Origin of the sequence: Streptomyces pseudogriseolus (genome assembly GCA_002154585.1) — a bacterium.
Lineage (GTDB): Bacteria > Actinomycetota > Actinomycetes > Streptomycetales > Streptomycetaceae > Streptomyces > Streptomyces pseudogriseolus.
Map to the genome: position 1 here is coordinate 1 of MUNG01000273.1, position 18,403 is coordinate 18,403.

Sequence of the window (18,403 nt, forward strand, 5' to 3'; positions counted from 1 at the left end):
GGGTTGTACGGGTGGGGAGTTTTTCTTCCGGCTGTCGAAGCGGGCGGACCGCGCTGCCCTCGGAAAGCCGCTGCCGTGTCCGGATCGTGTCACACGGTGATGTTCTGCGTTGCGCGCGCAACGCGGTGTGCGACAACATGTTCGATCAGGTCTGAGATGTATGTGACGCACGGGGGTGACACACGTGAAGTTCGACATGGGGTCCACGACCCTGTCGGATCTCGGCAAGAACACGATGGGGTCGAGCACCGACCTGGGTGTGCTCATTCGCCGGCTCATCCAGGCGGCCCAGCCCCTGGAGGGCAAGTTCAACGGCTCGGGCAAGGTCGCCTTCGACTCCTTCAAGCTGCGCGCCGACGAGATCACGGCCGCGCTCAACGAGTCCCTGAGCGCGATCCTCGAAGGACAGGGCGGCATGGACACCGCGTTCACCACCGGTGAGAGCGAACAGCAGGACAACGCCCACAAGAACATGGGCGCCGCCAACTTCGACGCGGCCCGCTTCGGCGCACGCTGACCCGCCGCCAGAACACCGCTCGCGCAACGACAGGGGAAGATCATGGCCCAGAACCAGGACCGCCGCTCCTACGACACCGGCGCCTCGAGCGAGGTGCAGGGCGGTCTGCAAGGCATCATCGGGCAGCTGGAGCTTGTGCTCGCCGACCGCGACAAGGCCGTGAAGGCCGCCATGGCCGACTTCCAGGCCGATGGCGTCTCCGAGGAGTACCACGGCAAGGAACAGCGCTGGAACCGTGCGGCCAACGAGGTGCGCAGCATCATCCAGCTTCTGCGCACGACCCTCGAGGACAACGACGGGACGGCGCAGGCGACGATGGCGAAGGCTCGGGCAGCGGTCGACAACATCGGCTGACGCGCGTGGCGTCCGTGGCGCGACGACGGGACAACGGCACAGGGGAGCACGGGGAATCATGACGGGGTGGGACATCTCGCCGTCCGGAGTGCAGCACGTCCTCACGGAAACGGCGAAGGCAGCCGAGAGCCTGGGCACGATCGGCGAGGCGCTTCAGGAGAACCTGCCGAGCGCGGCCGCTTCCGCGGGAACGATTCAGCAGGGCGGTGTGGAGAAGAGCGGAGTACAGGGACCGGTCGGTTCGGCGCTCGCCGAGTTCTTCAACGCCCATGCGAAGAGGCTGAAGTACATCGCGGTGCGCACCTCGAACTCGCTCGACGGCGCGGCCACCGCGACCAACGCGTACGTCCGAGGTGACCTCGAGATGGCGGCGCAGGCGCAGGCGAACGCTCTCAAGGAGCCGAAGATCGACCTGCCGGGCGTGGACGGACAGCAGGGGGGCCGGTGAGCACCAGCCCCATCGACCCGCAGAACATCCCGCAGTTCACGGGGGACCTCGAGCAACTCGGCATCGACACGATGCTGCTGACGGCTGATGCCCTCACCTTCCGCCAGTCCGGCTCGGACGTGCACACGCGCTTCCAGGGGTTGTCGGCGTGCTACTCGGCTCCGGAGGCGGAGCAGCTGTTCGCGACGACGGCGCCCGTCGCCACCAAGTCGGACGAGTTCGCCGACGACCTGGAGCAGGTCGCGGCGGCCCTCGGCACCTACGAGGCGGAGGTCCAGCCGCTCGTCGCCAAGCTGAGAAGCCTCAAACAGCGGGCGGAGACCTTCCGGCAGCAGATCGCCGGGGACGACGACTGGCGCGAGGACGAGGACAACGTCCAGCTCAACAACGACCTGATACACGACGTCAACGCCACCACGGCCGCCTTCTGGCAGGCGGAGATCACCTGCCACAACAAGATCACCGCGCTGGTGGGCGGTTCGACGTTGATCCTCGAGGACGGCGCGGAAAAGCGGCTGCTGAAGAAGGGGACCACCACCTACGGTTTCACCGCCGACATGCTGAACCAGTCGCAGGAACTGCCCTGGGGCAGCACGGTGGAGAAGGAGCGGCACGGGCTGGACTGGCTGGGTCACCAACTGCTGGAGTTCGGCAAGGGGTTCGTGGTCGACGGGGTGTGGGGGACGATCCGTGGTCTCGGCACTCTCGTCGGGGTGGACGGCTGGGACGCCGCGGGCGAGGCCTGGAAGGGGCTCGGCAAGCTGGCCACCGGCCTGGTCATCACCGCGGTACCGGTCGTCGGCATCGCGTACTGGACGATGCCCGAGGACAAGCTGCCGTCCTATCTGCGCGATTCCCGTAACACGGTGAAGGAGGCGGGCAAGGCGCTGGTCGCCTGGGACCAGTGGGGCGACAACCCCGCCCGGGCCGGCGGCGCCGTCACCTTCAACGTGCTGACGACGGTGTTCACCGGAGGGGCCGGGGCGGCGGCCAAGGGCGGAGCGGTGGCCCGCACGGTCGGCGCCCTCGGCAGGACGGCGCGTCTGGTCGACCCGATGACGTATCTCGGCAAGGCCGCGAAGTTCGGCACCGTCAAGGTGTCCGACCTCTTCGCCAACCTGCGCACCGTGAACGCCGGAGCGTACGCCGACCTGGCCTCCGGCGCGGGGCGGGTCCAGCCGGACGGCACCGTGGTCCGGGTCACCGACGACACGCCGGTCATCCATGACAACGTCGTGGAGTGGCCGGACGGCACCCGGCTCAACCTGGACGACGGCACGGTCGTCCGCGCGGACGGGACGGCGGCGCCGGCGAAGGTGGAACTGTCGGCGGCGGACCGGGAGCTGCTGGAGCGGAGCCTGCCGCACGAGGAGGGTGCGCTGGTCGGCGCGAGTGAGCGGGCGGGCGTCCACGCAGTCGGCGACGCTACTGCTCGGGGCGGCGGACACACGCCGCCGACCGCTCACGTCGGTGAGCACGCGGGGGCCCGCGGCTCGGACACCGTGCCGGCACATGACACCGGGGGCCACTCCTCTGGCCGCGACGGACACGCGGGCGGTGACGCGGCCGACGGCGGGCGGGTCCAGGCCCAGCACGGCGGGGCGGGTGGCGGCCACGGGGGCGGAGACGGCTCGAACGGCTCCCCTTCCGCCAGTCGCGACCCCCTGGACGTCGAGCGCGAGATCATGCGCCAGCAGATCGAGCGGGCCAACACCGACCCCCAGTGGTTCAAGGACCACTACCGCGAGAACGGGTACCGGCGCTCCACGTCCGCCGAGGGCGGTTACGGCCAAGCCGTGCCCCAGCTGACCCGCAATCCCTTCGCGCCGCCCGAGTGGATCGCCAAGACCGACATGCCGCCGGCCATCAAGGAGCACTACGTCCACGAGGACCCCGTCGTGGGCACGCGGTCGGGCGTTCCCGACGACACCCTGCGTCACCTCGACGAACAGGCCGCCCGGCGAGATGCGGCCGTCAAGGCGGACAAGGCAGCCGAGAAGGCCCTCGCCGCCGCGGAGAAGGCCTACGCCGCCAACCCCACGGACGAACTGGCGGCAGCGAGGGATCTGGCCGACGAGACGCACTCACCCCTCCACGGCGACGCGAACCGGCAGAGCGAGCTTCTGGGCGAGTACGCCGCCGAGCGGCATGCGGTCCCCGAGCATTACCCCGGTGCGGTACGCCTGGACGACGGCGCCTTCGGGAACAACCGGTTCGACCAGGTCTACAGGACACCCGACGGACGGTACGTCGTGGTGGAGGCCAAGGGGTCGACCAAGGCCGTGCTTGGTGTACGTAAGGGACATAGCGGGCGACTGGTGACGCAGGGGACGCGGGAGTACTTCGAAACCATCCTGAAAGAGATGGAGAAGCGAGCCGCGAAGCAGAAGAAGGCTGGTCTTCTGGAGCAGGCCAGGGCCGAGCGGGCCCTGGCGCGTGATCTGGAAGCCGCCCTCGACGCAGGGAAGGTCGATTACATCCTCGTCAAAGCTGACTTCGACGGCCCCCAATACGCTGGATACCAGATGAAGTCGTTCAACCTCACGAAATGAGAAAGCCGTCCATGCCGATCCGCGTCTCCCGACCCGCCGAGGCAATCGGCCACCCGAACCCGGACGATCTCAGGCAGGAGTACAACGAGGACACACTCAAGGACATCGAGCGCCTCGAGGAGCGACCTCAAGGTCTCGGAAGGACCTTCGACACTGCCGTGCACACGGCCAAGCTTCAATGTTCCCTCGATCCCACCGCTGAGAAGCTGGAAACCTGGGAGGCCTGGGTCATGGCGATGCAGGTCGGATCGGCCCTGTTCGCCTCTGCCACCGCTCCCGCAGGGTCCACCGTCGAGTGCGTCATCGCGCACAAGACGCGGACGATCCCTGCCGTCGGCGTCACTGATTTCACGGACGCCGGCACATGGCTCGATGCCTTTTGGCTCGCGGTGATCTGCCGGGATCAGACCCGTATGACCCAGCTGTGCCAGGTGTCCGTCGACACCCTGCGTGCCTCCGGCGCCGTTTTCGAGGAGTACATCTACGACTGGGTCGATACGCTGCAGACCTACTGGCTGGAACGCCCCGGTCTCGGTGAGAAGCTCACTGCCGCATTCGAGGGAACCGCCCCCGAGCGGATGCGGTTCATGGACCGCGAGACGGCACTCAAGGTGCTCTACCCGCCGGTCAATCTCTTCTTCCGCTTCCTCAGCCGAGATGCGGACAAGTTCAACGAAACGCTGGTGCAGTCCCTCGAACTGCACCGTGAGTACTGGACGGCGAACGAGGAACGCCAGGAGACCGCAGACGGAGATGTCCCGCTTGCCCTCCTCGCCCTCACCTGCCTCGCATACGACGCCGGGCGGCCCATCGAAGTCGAGTCCGAATACCTCCCCGAGCACCTGCTCAAGCGCAGCTGGCTCGGCGAGTTCCCCACGTGACACGAGGTGACGCGGCACCATGACCGCTCAGGATTACGACAGCCAGCTTCTCGAGTCCGTCGCCGTGCGCCGGCGGCGGCTTCGGGACGCCCTGGTGTTCGGGACGCAGCGGCAGCGGCGGACCCTGGACGAGCGGGTGGGCAGGGTGATCGCCGGGATGGTGATCGCGGCTGTGCTGTGCGCGGGCTGCGTCGGGTGGTCGTTCGTGTCACACCGGCTGATGGGGCAGGACCCCTACTCCGGCGGCGGCCCCACTCCCTCCAGTAGTCATACAAGCCGGTGATAGGTTCGCGAACGTGATGTCTGTGGGGGCTCTGAGCAGGGAGACAGCCGGTGGTCCGGCGATATTGAGCCGGGTCACGCTCGTCGGTGAGCGACGCCGAGTCGATCTGGTGCTGCCCGCGCGGGAGCCGGTCGGCATCCTGCTGCCGGAGATCATGCGGCTGCTGGACGACCGCGTGAACGGGCGGCCCGCGTCCCGTCATCTCGTCACGGTGGACGGCTCCGCGCTCGACCACGACAGCACCCTCGAGTCGGCGGGCGTGCGCGACGGCGCCGTCCTGCGTCTCGTCCGTGCCGAGGACGCCCCGCCCGCCCCCGTCGTCCATGACGTCAGCGACGAGGTGGCCCGGGACCTGGGCCACCGGACATGGGTGTGGGGACCGTCCGCCCGGCGGACGACGGCGGGTCTCGCGAGCGTTGCCCTGCTGGTCGTCGCCGCCCTGTTCGCACGTGCGCACTACGACCGTTCGGCCGTCGCGGGAGCCCTGCTCGCCGTGGCCGGCGTGGCCGCGGCCGCGGGAGCGGTTCTGGGCCGGGCACGCCGGCACGGTCTCGCGACCGCCCTTCTGAGCGCCGGCGGGGCGCTCGGCGTGCTCGGTGCGTGGAGCCTGGCCGACACCCTCACGGGGTCCTCGACCGGCGCGGTGCGGCTCACCGCGGTGGCCGCCGTGACGGTGGCGACGCTGCTCCTGCTGGGCCTGTTCACCCCGCTGGGGCGAGGCGGGACGGTCGGAGCCGGCGCGGTGGCCGTCACGACGGCCGTCTGGGAGGCCGCCGTCGCCGTGCAGTCCGGTGCCGGCACGGCGGAGCAACAGGCGCGGGTCGGTGCTGTGCTGGCCGTCGTCTGTGTCGTGGCGTTGGGGGTCCTGCCACGACTCGCGCTGGCGGCGTCCGGGCTCACCGGTCTCGACGACCGGCGTGCCGGCGGTATGTCCGTCAGCCGCCACCATGTGTCCACCGCCCTTGCCGCCGCCCACCGCGGGCTGGTGCTGGCCACGGTCACCGTGGCCACGTCCGCCGTGGTGGCCGCCGTGCTCGCGCTGCGTTCCCCCTCCGTGTGGACGGTGCCGCTGGCCGCGGTCGTCGCGGTGGTCCTGCCCCTGCGCGCCCGTGCCTTCCCTCTGATCGCCGAGGTGGTCGTCCTGCTGATCGCCGGCATCGGCGTCGGCGTACGGCTGCTGGCGGTGTGGGCGGACCATGCCCCTGCCGCGGCGCCACTGTCGGTTCTCGTCCTGCTGGCGCTGCTGGCTCTCGTGGTCCTCGCCGTCCAGCCGGCCGAGCATGTGCGGGTGCGGCTGCGGAGGGCCGGGGACCTGCTCGAGTCGGTGGGCGTCCTGGCACTTCTCCCCCTGCTCGTCGGCGTGTTCGGTGTGTACGGGCGACTGCTCGACACCTTCGCTTAGGAGGGCGGCGCATGACGCAGCGGGAGCAGCCGCAGTCGCACGACGCCGGCGGTGACTGGCAGCAGGACGTCCTGCGTGAGCTCGGCAGCGCCGGAGAAGGCGGCCGGGACACGGCCGGGACCGGCCCCGTCCGGCCACGCGACACCGCTCCGCCCGGTGAGCCCTCGCTGCGGCTGGTCCACCCCGCGCCCTCCACGCCCACCGGCACCGAGGGCGCGACCGAGCCCGAGGCACCGGCCGTACCGGACAGTCCCGCGCACCCGGTACCCGGCTCACGCCATGCCCCGGAGCCTGTTCCGAGGCGGCCCGCACCGTCTCCGGGTCCCGTGTCCGGCCCGCACCTCCCCACGGCTCCCGCTCCCGAGTCGGCCCCCACCCTCGACCCCCGCCTGTTGCTGGCCCTGGGGCGTCCCCTGCACGGCGACTCGGTGAGCCGGCGGACGGGGCGGGCGCTGCGCAAGCTCACCTCGTCGGTGGCGCAGGACGTCGCCGAGCGGACCAGGATCGCCCGTGAGGTGCAGCAGCCGGTCACCACGGGCCGGGTCGTGGCCGTCACCTCGATCCGTGGCGGGGTCGGCAAGTCCACCGTCACCGCACTGCTCGGGCGCACGCTGAATCACTACCGGCACGACCCGGTGCTCACCCTGGAGGCGGACGCCGCGCTCGGCACCCTGCCGGTTCGGATGGGTGCCGAGTCCGTGCGGTGGACGTGCGCCGACCTCGCGCCCGTCCTGCACCCTTCCATGCAGCTGACCGACGTGACCGGGTATCTGGTGCCGGTGTCGGACGGCGGCTGGCTGCTGCCGGCCGGCCGGGGCCAGGTCGGCGCGCCCCTGGACGTGATGTCGTACCGCAAGGTGACGCTGGCGCTGCGCCGCTATTTCGCCGTCACCGTGGTCGACTGCGAGACGCTGCCCGGCGAGGTGGCCCGCACGGCCATGGACACCGCGCATGCCCGGGTGGTGGTCGCGCCGACCACCGCGGAGGGTGTGGGCGCCACGCGGCAGGTCCTGGACTGGCTGGCCAGGCTGCCGCACTCCGCCCTGGCGACGACCGTCGTGGCGCTGGTCGCCGGCAGTCCCGACATGGTGCTGGACGACAAGGCCGCCGTGGGGCATCTCAAGGAAGCCGGTGTCACCGTCGTCACCGTGCCGTACGACCGGCATCTGGCCGGAGGTGGTCCCATCCGCACCGACCTTCTGGCGCTTACGACGCAGGAGGCCGTCCTGCGTCTCACCGCCGAGGTGATGGGGCGTGCGGTGAGGGTGCGTTGAGCACCGGTCCGACCATGCGCACCGAAACGCCCGGGACCCTTCCGCTTCCCGGCAGGGCGTTCTTTCCTTCCGCCGCCGAACCCCGTTCCTCTTCCGTCACGACCCGCTCCGGAGGAGTCCGCCCGTGACCCTGAGCATCGTCCACCGGCCCGCTCGCAGTACCCGTCCCGCCGAGCCGGTCGAGCCACGCCAGGTCGAGGCCCCGCCCAACCTCCCGGACGGAAAGATCGGCAACGCGGCCACGGCCCTGCTGCCGATGGCCGGAGTCATGGGCTCGGTGATCATGATGACCGTGATCCGCAACAGCCGGTTCGCGGTGGTGGGTGCCGTCGTGCTCGTCTTCGCCCTGATCGGGGCCGTCGCGCTGTTCCTCTCGCAGCGCGGCAAGGCCCAGCGGACCCGGCGCACGCAGCGTGAGCGATACCTCGAGTATCTGGAGGAGATGCGCGAGGAACTCGGCAGCGCTGAACAGAGGCTGAGGGACGCGGAGCGCGAGCTGAACCCGTCGCCGGACGCGCTGTACGACGTCGTGCGCGACCCGGCCCGGCTGTGGGAGCGACGCCGTCAGGACTCTGATTTCCTGCGGGTGCGCGTCGGCCTGGGTGACGTACCGGTACAGGGACCGGTGATCCAGCAGAGCGGCAGCGGAGGGGTGCTGACACCCCCGGACCCGTTCATGCTGAACGAGGCCCGCGCACTGCAGCGCCGCTTCTCCACGGTCACCGACATGCCGGTGACCGTTCCGTTGGACCGGGCCGCCGACGTCAGCGTCATCGGGTCCAGGGAGGACGTGCTGAAGGTGGCGCGGGCGCTGCTGGTGCAGACGGCGGTGACGCATGCGCCCGACGACGTCGCGCTCGCCCTGGCCGTCCCCGGCGAGCGGCAGGCCGACTGGGAGTGGGCGAAGTGGCTGCCGCATGTGCTGGATCCGGGGGCCCACGACGGCCCGGTGCCCGCACGGCGCATCGCACCCGATCCACGGCAGCTCGCGGGAGGTCTGCGGCACGAGCTGGGGCGAAGGGCCGTCTATGCGGCAGAGGTGCGGCGCGGTCTGGCGGACCGGAACGCGCTGCGGCTCGCGTCCCGGATGCTGGTGATCGTCGACGGCCACGGCGAACCGGCCGTCGAACTGCCCCGCCCGGACTCGGCGGTGGGGCCGGCGGACATGGGGGTCACCGTGGTGCATCTGCTGGAGGAGCAGGTGCACGAGCCGGACGAGGTCTCGGTGCGGATCACCGTGCACGGTGATCGTGTGACCGTGGAGAACCTGCGCGCGACCGTCGCCACCGAACCGTCCGCCGACGGGCTGGGAAGCGCCGTCGCGGAGGGCACCGTCGACCCGGTCGCCCCCTCCTTCGCCGAGGGCGTGGCGCGGATGCTCGCCCCGTTGCGGCTGTCCCCCGAGTCCGTCGCCGAAGGCAGTCCTGTCACCGGGCCGGTCGACTTCCCTCTGCTTCTCGGCATCACGGACCCCTCCGACCTCGACCTGTCCGTCCTGTGGAAGCCACGCACCGAACGGGACTTCCTGCGCGTGCCGATCGGTCTCACGGACCGCCACGAACCGGTGCTGCTGGACCTGAAGGAGTCCTCCCAGCTCGGCATGGGCCCGCACGGCCTGTGTGTGGGCGCGACCGGTTCGGGCAAGAGCGAGTTGCTGCGCACCCTGGTCCTCGCCCTGGCGGCCACGCACCCGCCCGAGGACCTGGCGCTGGTCCTGGTCGACTACAAGGGCGGCGCCACCTTCGCCCCGTTCGCCGGACTCCCGCACACAGCGGGGATGATCACGAACCTTGAGAACCAGGCCGGGCTCGTCGAACGCGTCCACACCAGCCTCGCCGGGGAGGTCAAGCGCCGCCAGCAGGTCCTGAAGGACGCCGGCAACGTGCCGGACATCGGTCACTACGCCGAGCTGCGCGCCACGACCAGGCCCGATCTCGAACCGCTCCCCCACCTGTTCGTCGTCATCGACGAGTTCGGCGAACTGCTGACAGCGAAGCCGGACTTCATCGACCTGTTCCTGTCCGTCGGACGCATCGGCCGGTCCATCGGGGTGCATCTGCTGCTGTCCAGCCAGCGCATCGAGAGCGGCAAGCTCAAGGGCCTGGACACCTACCTGTCGTACCGGCTCGGCCTGCGCACCTTCTCCGCCGACGAGTCCCGCACCGTCCTCGACACGACGGACGCCTTCCATCTCCCGCCCCTGCCCGGTTTCGGCTACCTGAAGGTGGACACCTCGACCTACGAGCGGTTCAAGGCCGGGTACGTCTCCGGCGCCCACCACGGCCCGGCCGCGCTGGAACAGCGGCCCGACGAGCCGCTCGTCCTTCCCTACCCGGTCTTCAACACGCAGGAGCGGGCGGAGGAGCGCGAGGAGGAGCCCGCCACCGCCCGCAAGGAAACCGGCCCGACCGTGCTGTCCCTCATGGTCGACCGGCTCACCGACGCCGCACCCGCCGTGCGCCGCATCTGGCTGCCGCCCCTGCCGGACGCCGTCACCCTGGACGCGGCCGCCGGCCCGACGCAAGTCTCCGAACGCGGGCTGCATGTGGCGCGTGCCACGGCCGGGATGCGGGTGCCGCTCGGCGTGCTGGACGATCCCGCCCGGCAGTGGCAGGGGCAGTGGGTGCTGGATCTGACCACGGCCGGCGGTCATGTGGCGGTGATCGGTGGCCCTCAGTCCGGCAAGACCACGCTCCTCCGCACCCTGGTGCTGAGCCTGGCGGTCACCCACACCCCGCGTGACGTGGCGGTGTACGGACTGGATCTGGTCGGCGGGGGGCTGTCGGCGCTGGCGGGCCTGCCCCACGTCGGCGGTGTCGCGGGCCGGGCCGACCGCGAACGCGCCGCCCGCACGGTCGCCGAGGTACGCGCCATGCTCGACGAGCGCGAAACCGTCTTCCGCGAGCACGGCATCGACTCCGTCGACCAGCTCCGCGGCCTCCGCGCCCAGGGAAAGCTGCCTCAGCTCGGCTCCACGGACGTCGTCCTCGTCGTCGACGGGTTCGGGGCCCTGCGCGACGACTTCGCCGACCTCGACGAGCCGGTCGCGGACCTGCTGAAGCGGGGTGGCGGGTACGGCATCCACGTGGTGGCCGGCATGCTCCGCTGGAACGACGTGCGTATCGCCGCCCAGTCGCTCTTCGGGACCCGCGTGGAGCTCCGGCTGAACGATTCCGCCGACTCCTCCGTCGACCGCAAGCTCTCCCAGACGCTCTCGCCGGACGTGCCCGGACGGGTACTGACCGACGGCAAGCTGTTCGCCCAGGCCGCCCTGCCCCGGCTGGACGGCTCGCCCGCCACCGGTGATCTGGGCCCGGCCCTCGATGAGGCGTGCCGGGCCGTCCGTGCCAACTGGCACGGGGAACCCGCCGCCCCGGTGCGTGTGCTGCCCGCACGGCTGCCGGCGACCCGGCTCCCGTCGCCCGTGGCGGAACCGGCGCGCATACCTCTCGGACTCGATCAGGACGCGCTCGCGCCCGTTCTCCTGGACCTCTTCGGGAGCGACCAGCACCTGATGGTGCTCGGGGACAACGAATGCGGCAAGACGAACCTGCTGAAGCTGATCGTCTCCGGACTGGTCGACCGCTACTCGGACGAGGAACTTGTGTTCGGGGTGTTCGACCCTCGTCGCGGACTGCGCGGAGTCGTCCCCGAGCCCTACCGGGGCGGCTACGCCCACAACGCCACGCTGGCCGCGGCGCTTTCCACCGGCATCGCCGGTGAACTGCAGAAGCGGATGCCGGAGACCGCCGACCCGGACGCCCCCGAGACGGGCGAGCCCGCCTTTCAGGGACCCCGGATCGTGATCCTCGTCGACGACTACGACATCCTCACCACCGCGGGACAGCAGCCGCTCTCCCCCTTCCTGCCCTACGTCTCCTCCGCCCAGGACATAGGGCTGCACTTCGTCCTGACCCGGCGCGCCGCGGGTGCCTCCCGCGCGCTGTACGAGCCGCTGCTCACCACCTTGCGGGAGACAGGCGGCACCGCTCTGGTGATGACCGGGGACCGGTCCGAAGGCCAGCTCTTCCCCGGCCTGTACGCCACGCAGCAACCGCCCGGCCGCGGCACCCTGGTCCGCCGCGGCCGCCGCCATCAGCTCATCCAGACGGCTCTGACCGGAGCCGGGGAGGAGACGCCGTGACCAAGGACGTGATCGCCCTCACCCCGAAGATGCCGAACGCCTGGTCTCTTCTCGCGGGTCTCTACGCGGGCGGACCGCAGACGACCGTGACGGCGGACGCGGAGGGCGGCGTGCTCCGTCTGTGCTCCCCCGACGGCAGGCCCCTCGTGTCGGTCGAGGCGCCTTTGCTGGTCCAGGTCGCGGGGGAGGCGGAACGCCTGCTGGGGCGGGACGTGCCGGTGCCGTTCTGGTGGACCGAGGTCCGGGCGTCCGGTGCCGTCCCCCAGGCAGGGCCTCTCGCGGAGTCCGTGTGCGGACGCCTCGCGCTGCTCCTGGGCGGCAGCACATGGCCCGAGCAGGCCGCTCGCACCGAGGTCGTGGAGGTGCCCGCCACCGCGGCGCCGGACGACGGACAGCCGGTTGTGGACGTCCTCACCGGAAGCACGTCCGTCGTCCTCGCCGACCGCCCCGTTCTGGCCCTGTCCACCTGGCTCTCCGACGTACTGCGGGGCACCGCCCGGTCGGAACGCGCCCTCCAGATCGTCACCCCTCCGCACGTACGGGTCAGCGCAGCGGCCCGTGCGACCCTCCTCCACGTCCCGAACCGCTGGGTCGTGCAGGACGCGGACCAGGGCTACTACGACGGCCTGTCAGGGGCGGTGCTGCGCTGGCAGAACGGCACGTTCGCACCCGCTCTCTCCGCGGACGGCACCTCCACGGTCGCGGATGCCTTCACACGGACCTCCCCGACGGACGAGCGGCAACTCGTGGTGGCCTTCCGCACGGCCGTCCCCGCGAACGAGGACGTCGTCCTGGGTGAAGGCGTCGAAGCCGCCTGGCGCACGCTCACCGGATCCCCGCCTGCCGGGTGGGGAACCGCGGAGCCCGTCAACCTGCCCTGGTCACCGGGTCGTCTCACCGACCTGGCCCGCGGCCGGGCTCCCGAGCCGACCCACCTTCTCGTGACGGGCCGTCCCGACCGTCCCGCGCTGGGCTGGATCCGGGTCACCCGCACGACCGCCGGAGTCGAACAGGACGTGACCCTGCACATCGGCTACGGCAAGGACGAGGAACCGCCCCTGGACGCGATCGCGCCGCTCGCCGAGGCCCTCGTCACGCGACACGGTCTGACGACGCTGCTCGTTTCGGTACGGCGGGCGTCCCGCGACCTCACCACGCCACCTGTCCTCCAGGCCCCGCCCGTCCCCGTCGCCTTCACTCTCGGCGCACGGGACGTGCGGGACATCGGACTCACCCACGCCCGCCGCCCGCCCGTCGGCATTCGTCCCGTTCCTCTGGGCCCCGCCTCCGCACCCGCCCTGCACTACCCGCTGGGTGACGGCTCGGACCCCGGCGCACTGGTGACTCTGCGCCACCTGTCCGCCCACCTCCGGGCCGGAGTGCCCGGGGCGACCACGGACGGATGACCACGACGGCGCGCCCCGCACGCACCCCTCACGACGCGGCGCGCCCCCTCACACCTCCACGTTCTCCGCCCACCGCCGTGCCGTCTCCGCGAGGAGTTCGCGGCCGTCGCGGGCCCACAGGTCCTCGTTGAACAGCTCCACCTCGATGGAGCCCGTGTAGCCGGCCGCCTCCACGTACCCCTGCCATTGACGCATGTCGATCGCGCCGTCGCCGATCTGGCCGCGGCCGTTGAGGACGCCCTCGGGAAGCGGGGTGATCCAGTCGGCGAGCTGGAAGGTGTGGATGCGGTTCTGGACGCCGGCGCGGGCGATCGCCTCGGGGGCCGTGTCGTCCCACCAGATGTGGTACGTGTCCACGGTGACGCCGACCTGGTGCGCCGGGAAGCGTTCGGCGAGGTCCAGGGCCTGGGTGAGCGTGGACACCACGCAGCGGTCGGAGGCGAACATCGGGTGCAGCGGCTCGATCGCGAGCTTCACCCCGTGGTCCTCGGCGTAGGGGGCGAGTTCCGTCAGCGCGTCCGCGATGCGTTCGCGGGCCGCCCTCAGGTCCTTCGCGCCGGGCGGGAGGCCGCCGGAGACCAGGACGAGGGTGTCCGTGCCGAGGGTGGCCGCCTCGTCGACGGCGCGGCGGTTGTCCGCGAGGGCCGCCGCGCGCTCGTCCGCGTCGACCGCCGTGAGGAAGCCGCCCCGGCACAGCGTCGTCACCGTCAGGCCCGCGTCCCGTACGAGCCGGGCGGCCGCCTCCACTCCGTACTCCTGGACCGGCGCGCGCCACAGGCCGACCGCGGGGACGCCCAGCTCACGGCAGGCGGTGGCCAGTTCGGGGAGCGTGAGCTGCTTGACGGTCATCTGGTTGATGCTGAAGCGGGTCAGGTCGAGGTCGCTCACGGGGTCACTCCGTACAGGTGCAGCAGGGTCCTCATCCGGTCCTCGGCCAGCTTCGGATCGGGGAACAGGCCGAGGCGGTCGGCGAGTTCGTAGGCGCGGGCCAGGTGGGGCAGGGAGCGGGCGGACTGGAGGCCGCCGACCATCGCGAAGTGGCTCTGGTGGCCCGCGAGCCAGGCCAGGAACACCACGCCGGTCTTGTAGAAGCGGGTGGGCGCCTGGAAGAGGTGGCGGGACAGCTCCACGGTCGGGTCGAGAAGGGCGCGGAAGCCGTCCGTGTCGCCGGTGTCGAGGACGCGGACCGCCTCCGCGGCCAGCGGGCCGAGCGGGTCGAAGATGCCGAGCAGGGCATGGCTGAAGCCCTGGTCGTCGCCCGCGATGAGTTCGGGGTAGTTGAAGTCGTCGCCGGTGTAGCAGCGGACGCCCTTCGGGAGGCGGCGGCGCAGGTCGATCTCGCGCCGGGCGTCGAGCAGGGAGACCTTGATGCCGTCGACCTTGTCGGGGTGAGCGGCGATGACGTCGAGGAAGGTGTCCGTGGCGGCGTCCAGGTCGGACGAGCCCCAGTAGCCCTCGAGCGCCGGGTCGAACATGGGACCGAGCCAGTGCAGGATCACCGGTTCGGCGGCCTGGCGGAGGAGGTGGCCGTAGGTCTCCAGGTAGTCCTCGGGACCGCGGGCGGTGGCGGCGAGGGCGCGGGACGCCATGAGGATGGCCTGCGCGCCCGACTCCTCGACGACCGCGAGCTGTTCCTCGTAGGCCGCGCGGACCTCGGCGAGGGTCGCGGGGGCGCCGGGGAGCTGATCGGTGCCGACACCGCAGGCGATGCGGCCGCCGGCCGCCCTCGCCTCGGCGGCGGAGCGGCGGATCAGCTCGGCCGCGCCCGCCCAGTCCAGGCCCATGCCGCGCTGCGCGGTGTCCATCGCCTCGGCGACCCCGAGCCCGTGCGCCCACAGGTGGCGGCGGAAGGCGAGGGTGGCGTCCCAGTCGACGGCGGCCGGTGAGTCGGGGGACACTTCCGCGTACGGGTCGGCGACGACGTGCGCGGCCGAGAAGACCGTACGGGAGGTGAAGGGGGCGCCGGGGGTGAGCGCGAGGGGCTCGGTGCGGGGTTCGTAGGCGCGCAGGGCGCCGTGCGCGTCGGGGAGGTGGAGGGTCACAGGGCGATCTCCGGGACGTCGAGGCGGCGGCCCTCGGCGGAGGAGCGCAGGCCCAGTTCGGCGAGCTGGACGCCGCGGGCGCCGGCCAGCAGGTCCCAGTGGTAGGGGGCGTCGGCGTAGACGTGGCGCAGGAACAGCTCCCACTGCGCCTTGAAGCCGTTGTCGAAGTCGCCGTTGTCCGGGACCTCCTGCCACTGGTCGCGGAACACCTCGGTGGCCGGGACGTCCGGGTTCCAGACGGGCTTGGGGGTGGCGGAGCGGTGCTGGACGCGGCAGCTGCGCAGGCCGGCGACCGCGGAGCCCTCGGTGCCGTCGACCTGGAACTCCACCAGTTCGTCGCGGTGGACGCGCACCGCCCAGGAGGAGTTGATCTGGGCGATCGCGCCGCCCTCCAGCTCGAAGATGCCGTAGGCGGCGTCGTCGGCGGTGGCGTCGTAGGGCTTGCCGTTCTCGTCCCAGCGCTGCGGGACGTGGGTGGCCGTGAGGGCCTGCACGGACGTCACCCTGCCGAACAGCTCGTGGAGCACGTACTCCCAGTGCGGGAACATGTCGACGACGATGCCGCCGCCGTCCTCCGCGCGGTAGTTCCACGACGGGCGCTGCGCCTCCTGCCAGTCGCCCTCGAAGACCCAGTACCCGAACTCGCCCCGCACGGACAGGATCCGGCCGAAGAAGCCGCCGTCGACGAGGCGCTTCAGCTTGAGCAGGCCGGGGAGGAACAGCTTGTCCTGGACGACGCCGTGCCGGACGCCGGCCGCGTTCGCCAGGCGGGCCAGTTCCAGGGCGCCGTCGAGACCGGTGGCGGTGGGCTTCTCGGTGTAGACGTGCTTGCCGGCGGCGATCGCCTTCCTGATCGCCTCCTCGCGCGCGGAGGTCACCTGGGCGTCGAAGTAGACGTCGACGGTGTCGTCGGCGAGGACCGCGTCCAGGTCGGTGGAGAGGTGCTCCAGGCCGTGGCGCTCGGCGAGCGCCCTCAGGGCGTGCTCGCGGCGGCCGATCAGCACCGGCTCGGGCCACAGCACGGTGCCGTCGCCGAGGTCGAGGCCGCCCTGCTCGCGCAGGGCCAGGATGGAGCGGACGAGGTGCTGGCGGTAGCCCATGCGTCCGGTCACACCATTCATGGCGATGCGCACCGTCTTGCGTGTCACGTCGTTCCCTTCGTACGCGGTTCCGCGCGCCGCGTACGCCGCACCCGCCCCACGCGCCCCTGGAGGGGCGGCGGGACTGGTGAACGTGACAGCAAGCGCTTTCTACGTGTCCGAAGCTAGCCCCTGGACGACGTGCGGACAAGACCGCCGCCGGCCCCGGCTTGTTCGAGGGGGCGAACAACGGCACGGATTGGCCGTAAGGTCTGGTCGGAACCACCGGTGTGGGCGTGGGTGTGTACGACGGCGTACGACACGGGGCGGACGGCACGGCGGCGAGGCGGAGGACGAGACATGACGGTGACCCTGGCGGACGTGGCGGCGCGCGCGCAGGTCTCCCCCGCGACGGTGTCGCGCGTGCTGAACGGGAACTATCCGGTGGCCGCGTCCACCCGCGAGCGGGTGCTCAAGGCCGTCGACGAGCTCGACTACGTCCTCAACGGCCCCGCCAGCGCCCTCGCCGCCGCCACCTCCGACCTGGTCGGCATCCTGGTCAACGACATCGCCGACCCGTTCTTCGGGATCATGGCGAGCGCCATCCAGTCGGAGATCGGCGGGCCGGGCGGGCGCGCGGGCGGGGAGAGACTCGCCGTCGTCTGCAACACCGGGGGCTCCCCCGAGCGCGAACTGACCTACCTCACCCTGCTCCAGCGGCAGCGCGCCGCGGCCGTGGTGCTCACCGGCGGGGCCGTCGAGGACGCGCAGCACAAGGCCGCGATGGACGCCAAGGTGCGGAAGCTGACGGACGCCGGGACGCGGGTGGTGCTGTGCGGGCGGCCGCAGGCGCCGGAGACCGGGGCGATCGCCCTGACCTTCGACAACCGGGGCGGCGGGCAGGAACTCACCGAGCACCTGATCCGGCTCGGGCACCGCCGGCTGGGGTACATCGCGGGCCCCGAGGAGCGCACCACGACCCGGCACCGCCTGGAGGGCCACCGGGCCGCGCTGGCCGCGCACGGCATCGAGGAGGACCCGCGGTGGACCGTCCACGGCCGCTACGACCGGCGGTCCGGCTACGAGGCCACGCTGGAACTCCTGCGCCGCGACCCGACGTTGACCGCCGTGGTCGCGGCGAACGACTCCGTCGCCCTGGGCGCGTGCGCGGCGCTGCGCGAGTCGGGACTGCGCATCCCGGAGGACGTCTCGGTGGCCGGCTTCGACGACCTGCCGTTCAGCGTCGACGCGGTGCCGGCACTGACCACGGTCCGCCTGCCGCTCACGGAGGCGGGGGCACGGGCGGGCCGCATCGCGATGGGCCGCGAGGAGCCGCCACCGGGCGGGATCACGTCGGTGCGGGGGGAGTTGATGGTACGGGGATCCACGGCGGGGCCGCGGGCCTGATTCCCAGGTGGGGCTGGGGATGATCCCCTCAAGGGGCGCGGGGAACTGCGCGACCAGCCCCCCGCGTACCCGCACCCGGCGAACCGCCGAAGGGCGCCTGTGCGGCACCGGAGTGACGGGGAGGAGTCGGTCCCGGGCCTCGGGGGTAGTCCCGTATCCATGAAACTGGCGTTCTCCACCCTCGGTGTCCCCGGCCTCCCCCTCTCCGAGGTGACGGCCCTGGCGACCGCGCACGGCTACCACGGCGTCGAGCTGCGCGCCCACCCCGAGGAGCCCGTGCACACGGGGCTCACCGCAGAGCAGCGGGCCGACGTGGCCGCCGCGTTCAAGGCGGCCGGGCTCGACGTCCTCGGGGTCGCCGGGTACGCGCGGGTCGCCGCGCCCGGCGACGACGGACCCGTCCTCGCGGAGGTCCGCGCGCTGGTCGATCTCGCGCGGGACATCGGCGCGCCGTACGTCCGGGTGTTCCCCGGCGGCGGTGACGAGCAGAGCGCGGAGGAGGCCGACGCGACGGCCGCGCGGCGGCTGGGGACGGCGGCGGAGTACGCGGCCGACCGGGGCGTACGGATCCTGCTGGAGACGCACGACTCCCACCGCACCGGTGCGGACGCCAT

At 71.8% G+C, this 18,403-nt stretch carries 15 protein-coding genes; 12 read left to right on the plus strand and 3 right to left on the minus strand.

Annotated features, from left to right (window positions below; genetic code table 11):
* Nucleotides 1-184: 184 nt before the first annotated feature.
* The 10 genes from CCN29_RS23005 (at nt 185) to CCN29_RS23050 (ending at nt 13,261) form a co-directional block, all read left to right on the plus strand.
* Nucleotides 185-517, plus strand: coding sequence for a hypothetical protein (locus CCN29_RS23005; protein ID WP_006135374.1), 333 nt, complete (start codon nt 185-187; stop codon nt 515-517).
* A gap of 42 nt (nt 518-559) precedes the next feature.
* Complete coding sequence (locus tag CCN29_RS23010) at nt 560-871, plus strand: pore-forming ESAT-6 family protein (RefSeq protein WP_006135376.1); 312 nt, start codon at nt 560-562, stop codon at nt 869-871.
* A gap of 58 nt (nt 872-929) precedes the next feature.
* Entirely contained in the window at nt 930-1,319 is a 390-nt protein-coding gene (locus tag CCN29_RS23015; RefSeq protein ID WP_031060161.1) for a DUF6507 family protein, read from the plus strand.
* Complete coding sequence (locus CCN29_RS23020; RefSeq protein WP_086684157.1) at nt 1,316-3,871, plus strand: hypothetical protein; 2,556 nt, start codon at nt 1,316-1,318, stop codon at nt 3,869-3,871. The genes CCN29_RS23015 and CCN29_RS23020 overlap by 4 nt, the downstream gene beginning before the upstream one ends.
* A gap of 11 nt (nt 3,872-3,882) precedes the next feature.
* Nucleotides 3,883-4,752, plus strand: coding sequence for an immunity 49 family protein (locus CCN29_RS23025; RefSeq protein WP_086684160.1), 870 nt, complete (start codon nt 3,883-3,885; stop codon nt 4,750-4,752).
* 19 nt (nt 4,753-4,771) lie between these two features.
* Nucleotides 4,772-5,035 carry a hypothetical protein gene (locus tag CCN29_RS23030; protein WP_006135380.1) on the plus strand — a complete coding sequence of 88 codons (264 nt, stop codon included), beginning with the start codon at nt 4,772-4,774 and terminating at the stop codon, nt 5,033-5,035.
* Nucleotides 5,036-5,051: 16 nt separating this feature from the next.
* Complete coding sequence (gene eccD / locus CCN29_RS23035) at nt 5,052-6,437, plus strand: type VII secretion integral membrane protein EccD (protein ID WP_086684163.1); 1,386 nt, start codon at nt 5,052-5,054, stop codon at nt 6,435-6,437.
* 11 nt (nt 6,438-6,448) lie between these two features.
* Nucleotides 6,449-7,711 (plus strand): CpaE/TadZ family protein, encoded by a 1,263-nt coding sequence (locus tag CCN29_RS23040; protein ID WP_086684165.1) that lies wholly within the window; start codon nt 6,449-6,451, stop codon nt 7,709-7,711.
* Between the two features lie 124 nt (nt 7,712-7,835).
* Complete coding sequence (gene eccCa / locus CCN29_RS23045; protein WP_086684168.1) at nt 7,836-11,855, plus strand: type VII secretion protein EccCa; 4,020 nt, start codon at nt 7,836-7,838, stop codon at nt 11,853-11,855.
* Nucleotides 11,852-13,261, plus strand: a complete 1,410-nt coding sequence (locus CCN29_RS23050) for a DUF6177 family protein (protein ID WP_086684172.1) — start codon at nt 11,852-11,854, stop codon at nt 13,259-13,261. The genes eccCa and CCN29_RS23050 overlap by 4 nt, the downstream gene beginning before the upstream one ends.
* Nucleotides 13,262-13,309: 48 nt before the next feature.
* On the opposite strand, the gene CCN29_RS23055 is transcribed toward CCN29_RS23050, so the two are convergent.
* Genes CCN29_RS23055 through CCN29_RS23065 form a run of 3 tightly spaced genes read right to left on the minus strand, consistent with a single transcriptional unit; the run spans nt 13,310 to nt 16,451 of the window.
* Nucleotides 13,310-14,110 carry a sugar phosphate isomerase/epimerase family protein gene (locus CCN29_RS23055; RefSeq protein ID WP_189480870.1) on the minus strand — a complete coding sequence of 267 codons (801 nt, stop codon included), beginning with the start codon at nt 14,108-14,110 and terminating at the stop codon, nt 13,310-13,312.
* A gap of 35 nt (nt 14,111-14,145) precedes the next feature.
* Nucleotides 14,146-15,303 carry a dihydrodipicolinate synthase family protein gene (locus CCN29_RS23060; RefSeq protein WP_086684178.1) on the minus strand — a complete coding sequence of 386 codons (1,158 nt, stop codon included), beginning with the start codon at nt 15,301-15,303 and terminating at the stop codon, nt 14,146-14,148.
* Nucleotides 15,300-16,451 carry a Gfo/Idh/MocA family protein gene (locus CCN29_RS23065; RefSeq protein WP_006135388.1) on the minus strand — a complete coding sequence of 384 codons (1,152 nt, stop codon included), beginning with the start codon at nt 16,449-16,451 and terminating at the stop codon, nt 15,300-15,302. The genes CCN29_RS23060 and CCN29_RS23065 overlap by 4 nt, the downstream gene beginning before the upstream one ends.
* A 291-nt stretch (nt 16,452-16,742) precedes the next feature.
* Here CCN29_RS23065 and CCN29_RS23070 point away from each other — a divergent pair, with 291 nt between their 5' ends.
* Nucleotides 16,743-17,789, plus strand: coding sequence for a LacI family DNA-binding transcriptional regulator (locus CCN29_RS23070; protein ID WP_086684181.1), 1,047 nt, complete (start codon nt 16,743-16,745; stop codon nt 17,787-17,789).
* Nucleotides 17,790-17,948: 159 nt separating this feature from the next.
* On the plus strand, nt 17,949-18,403 hold a 455-nt coding region (locus tag CCN29_RS23075), incomplete at its 3' end, for a sugar phosphate isomerase/epimerase family protein (protein WP_143661365.1).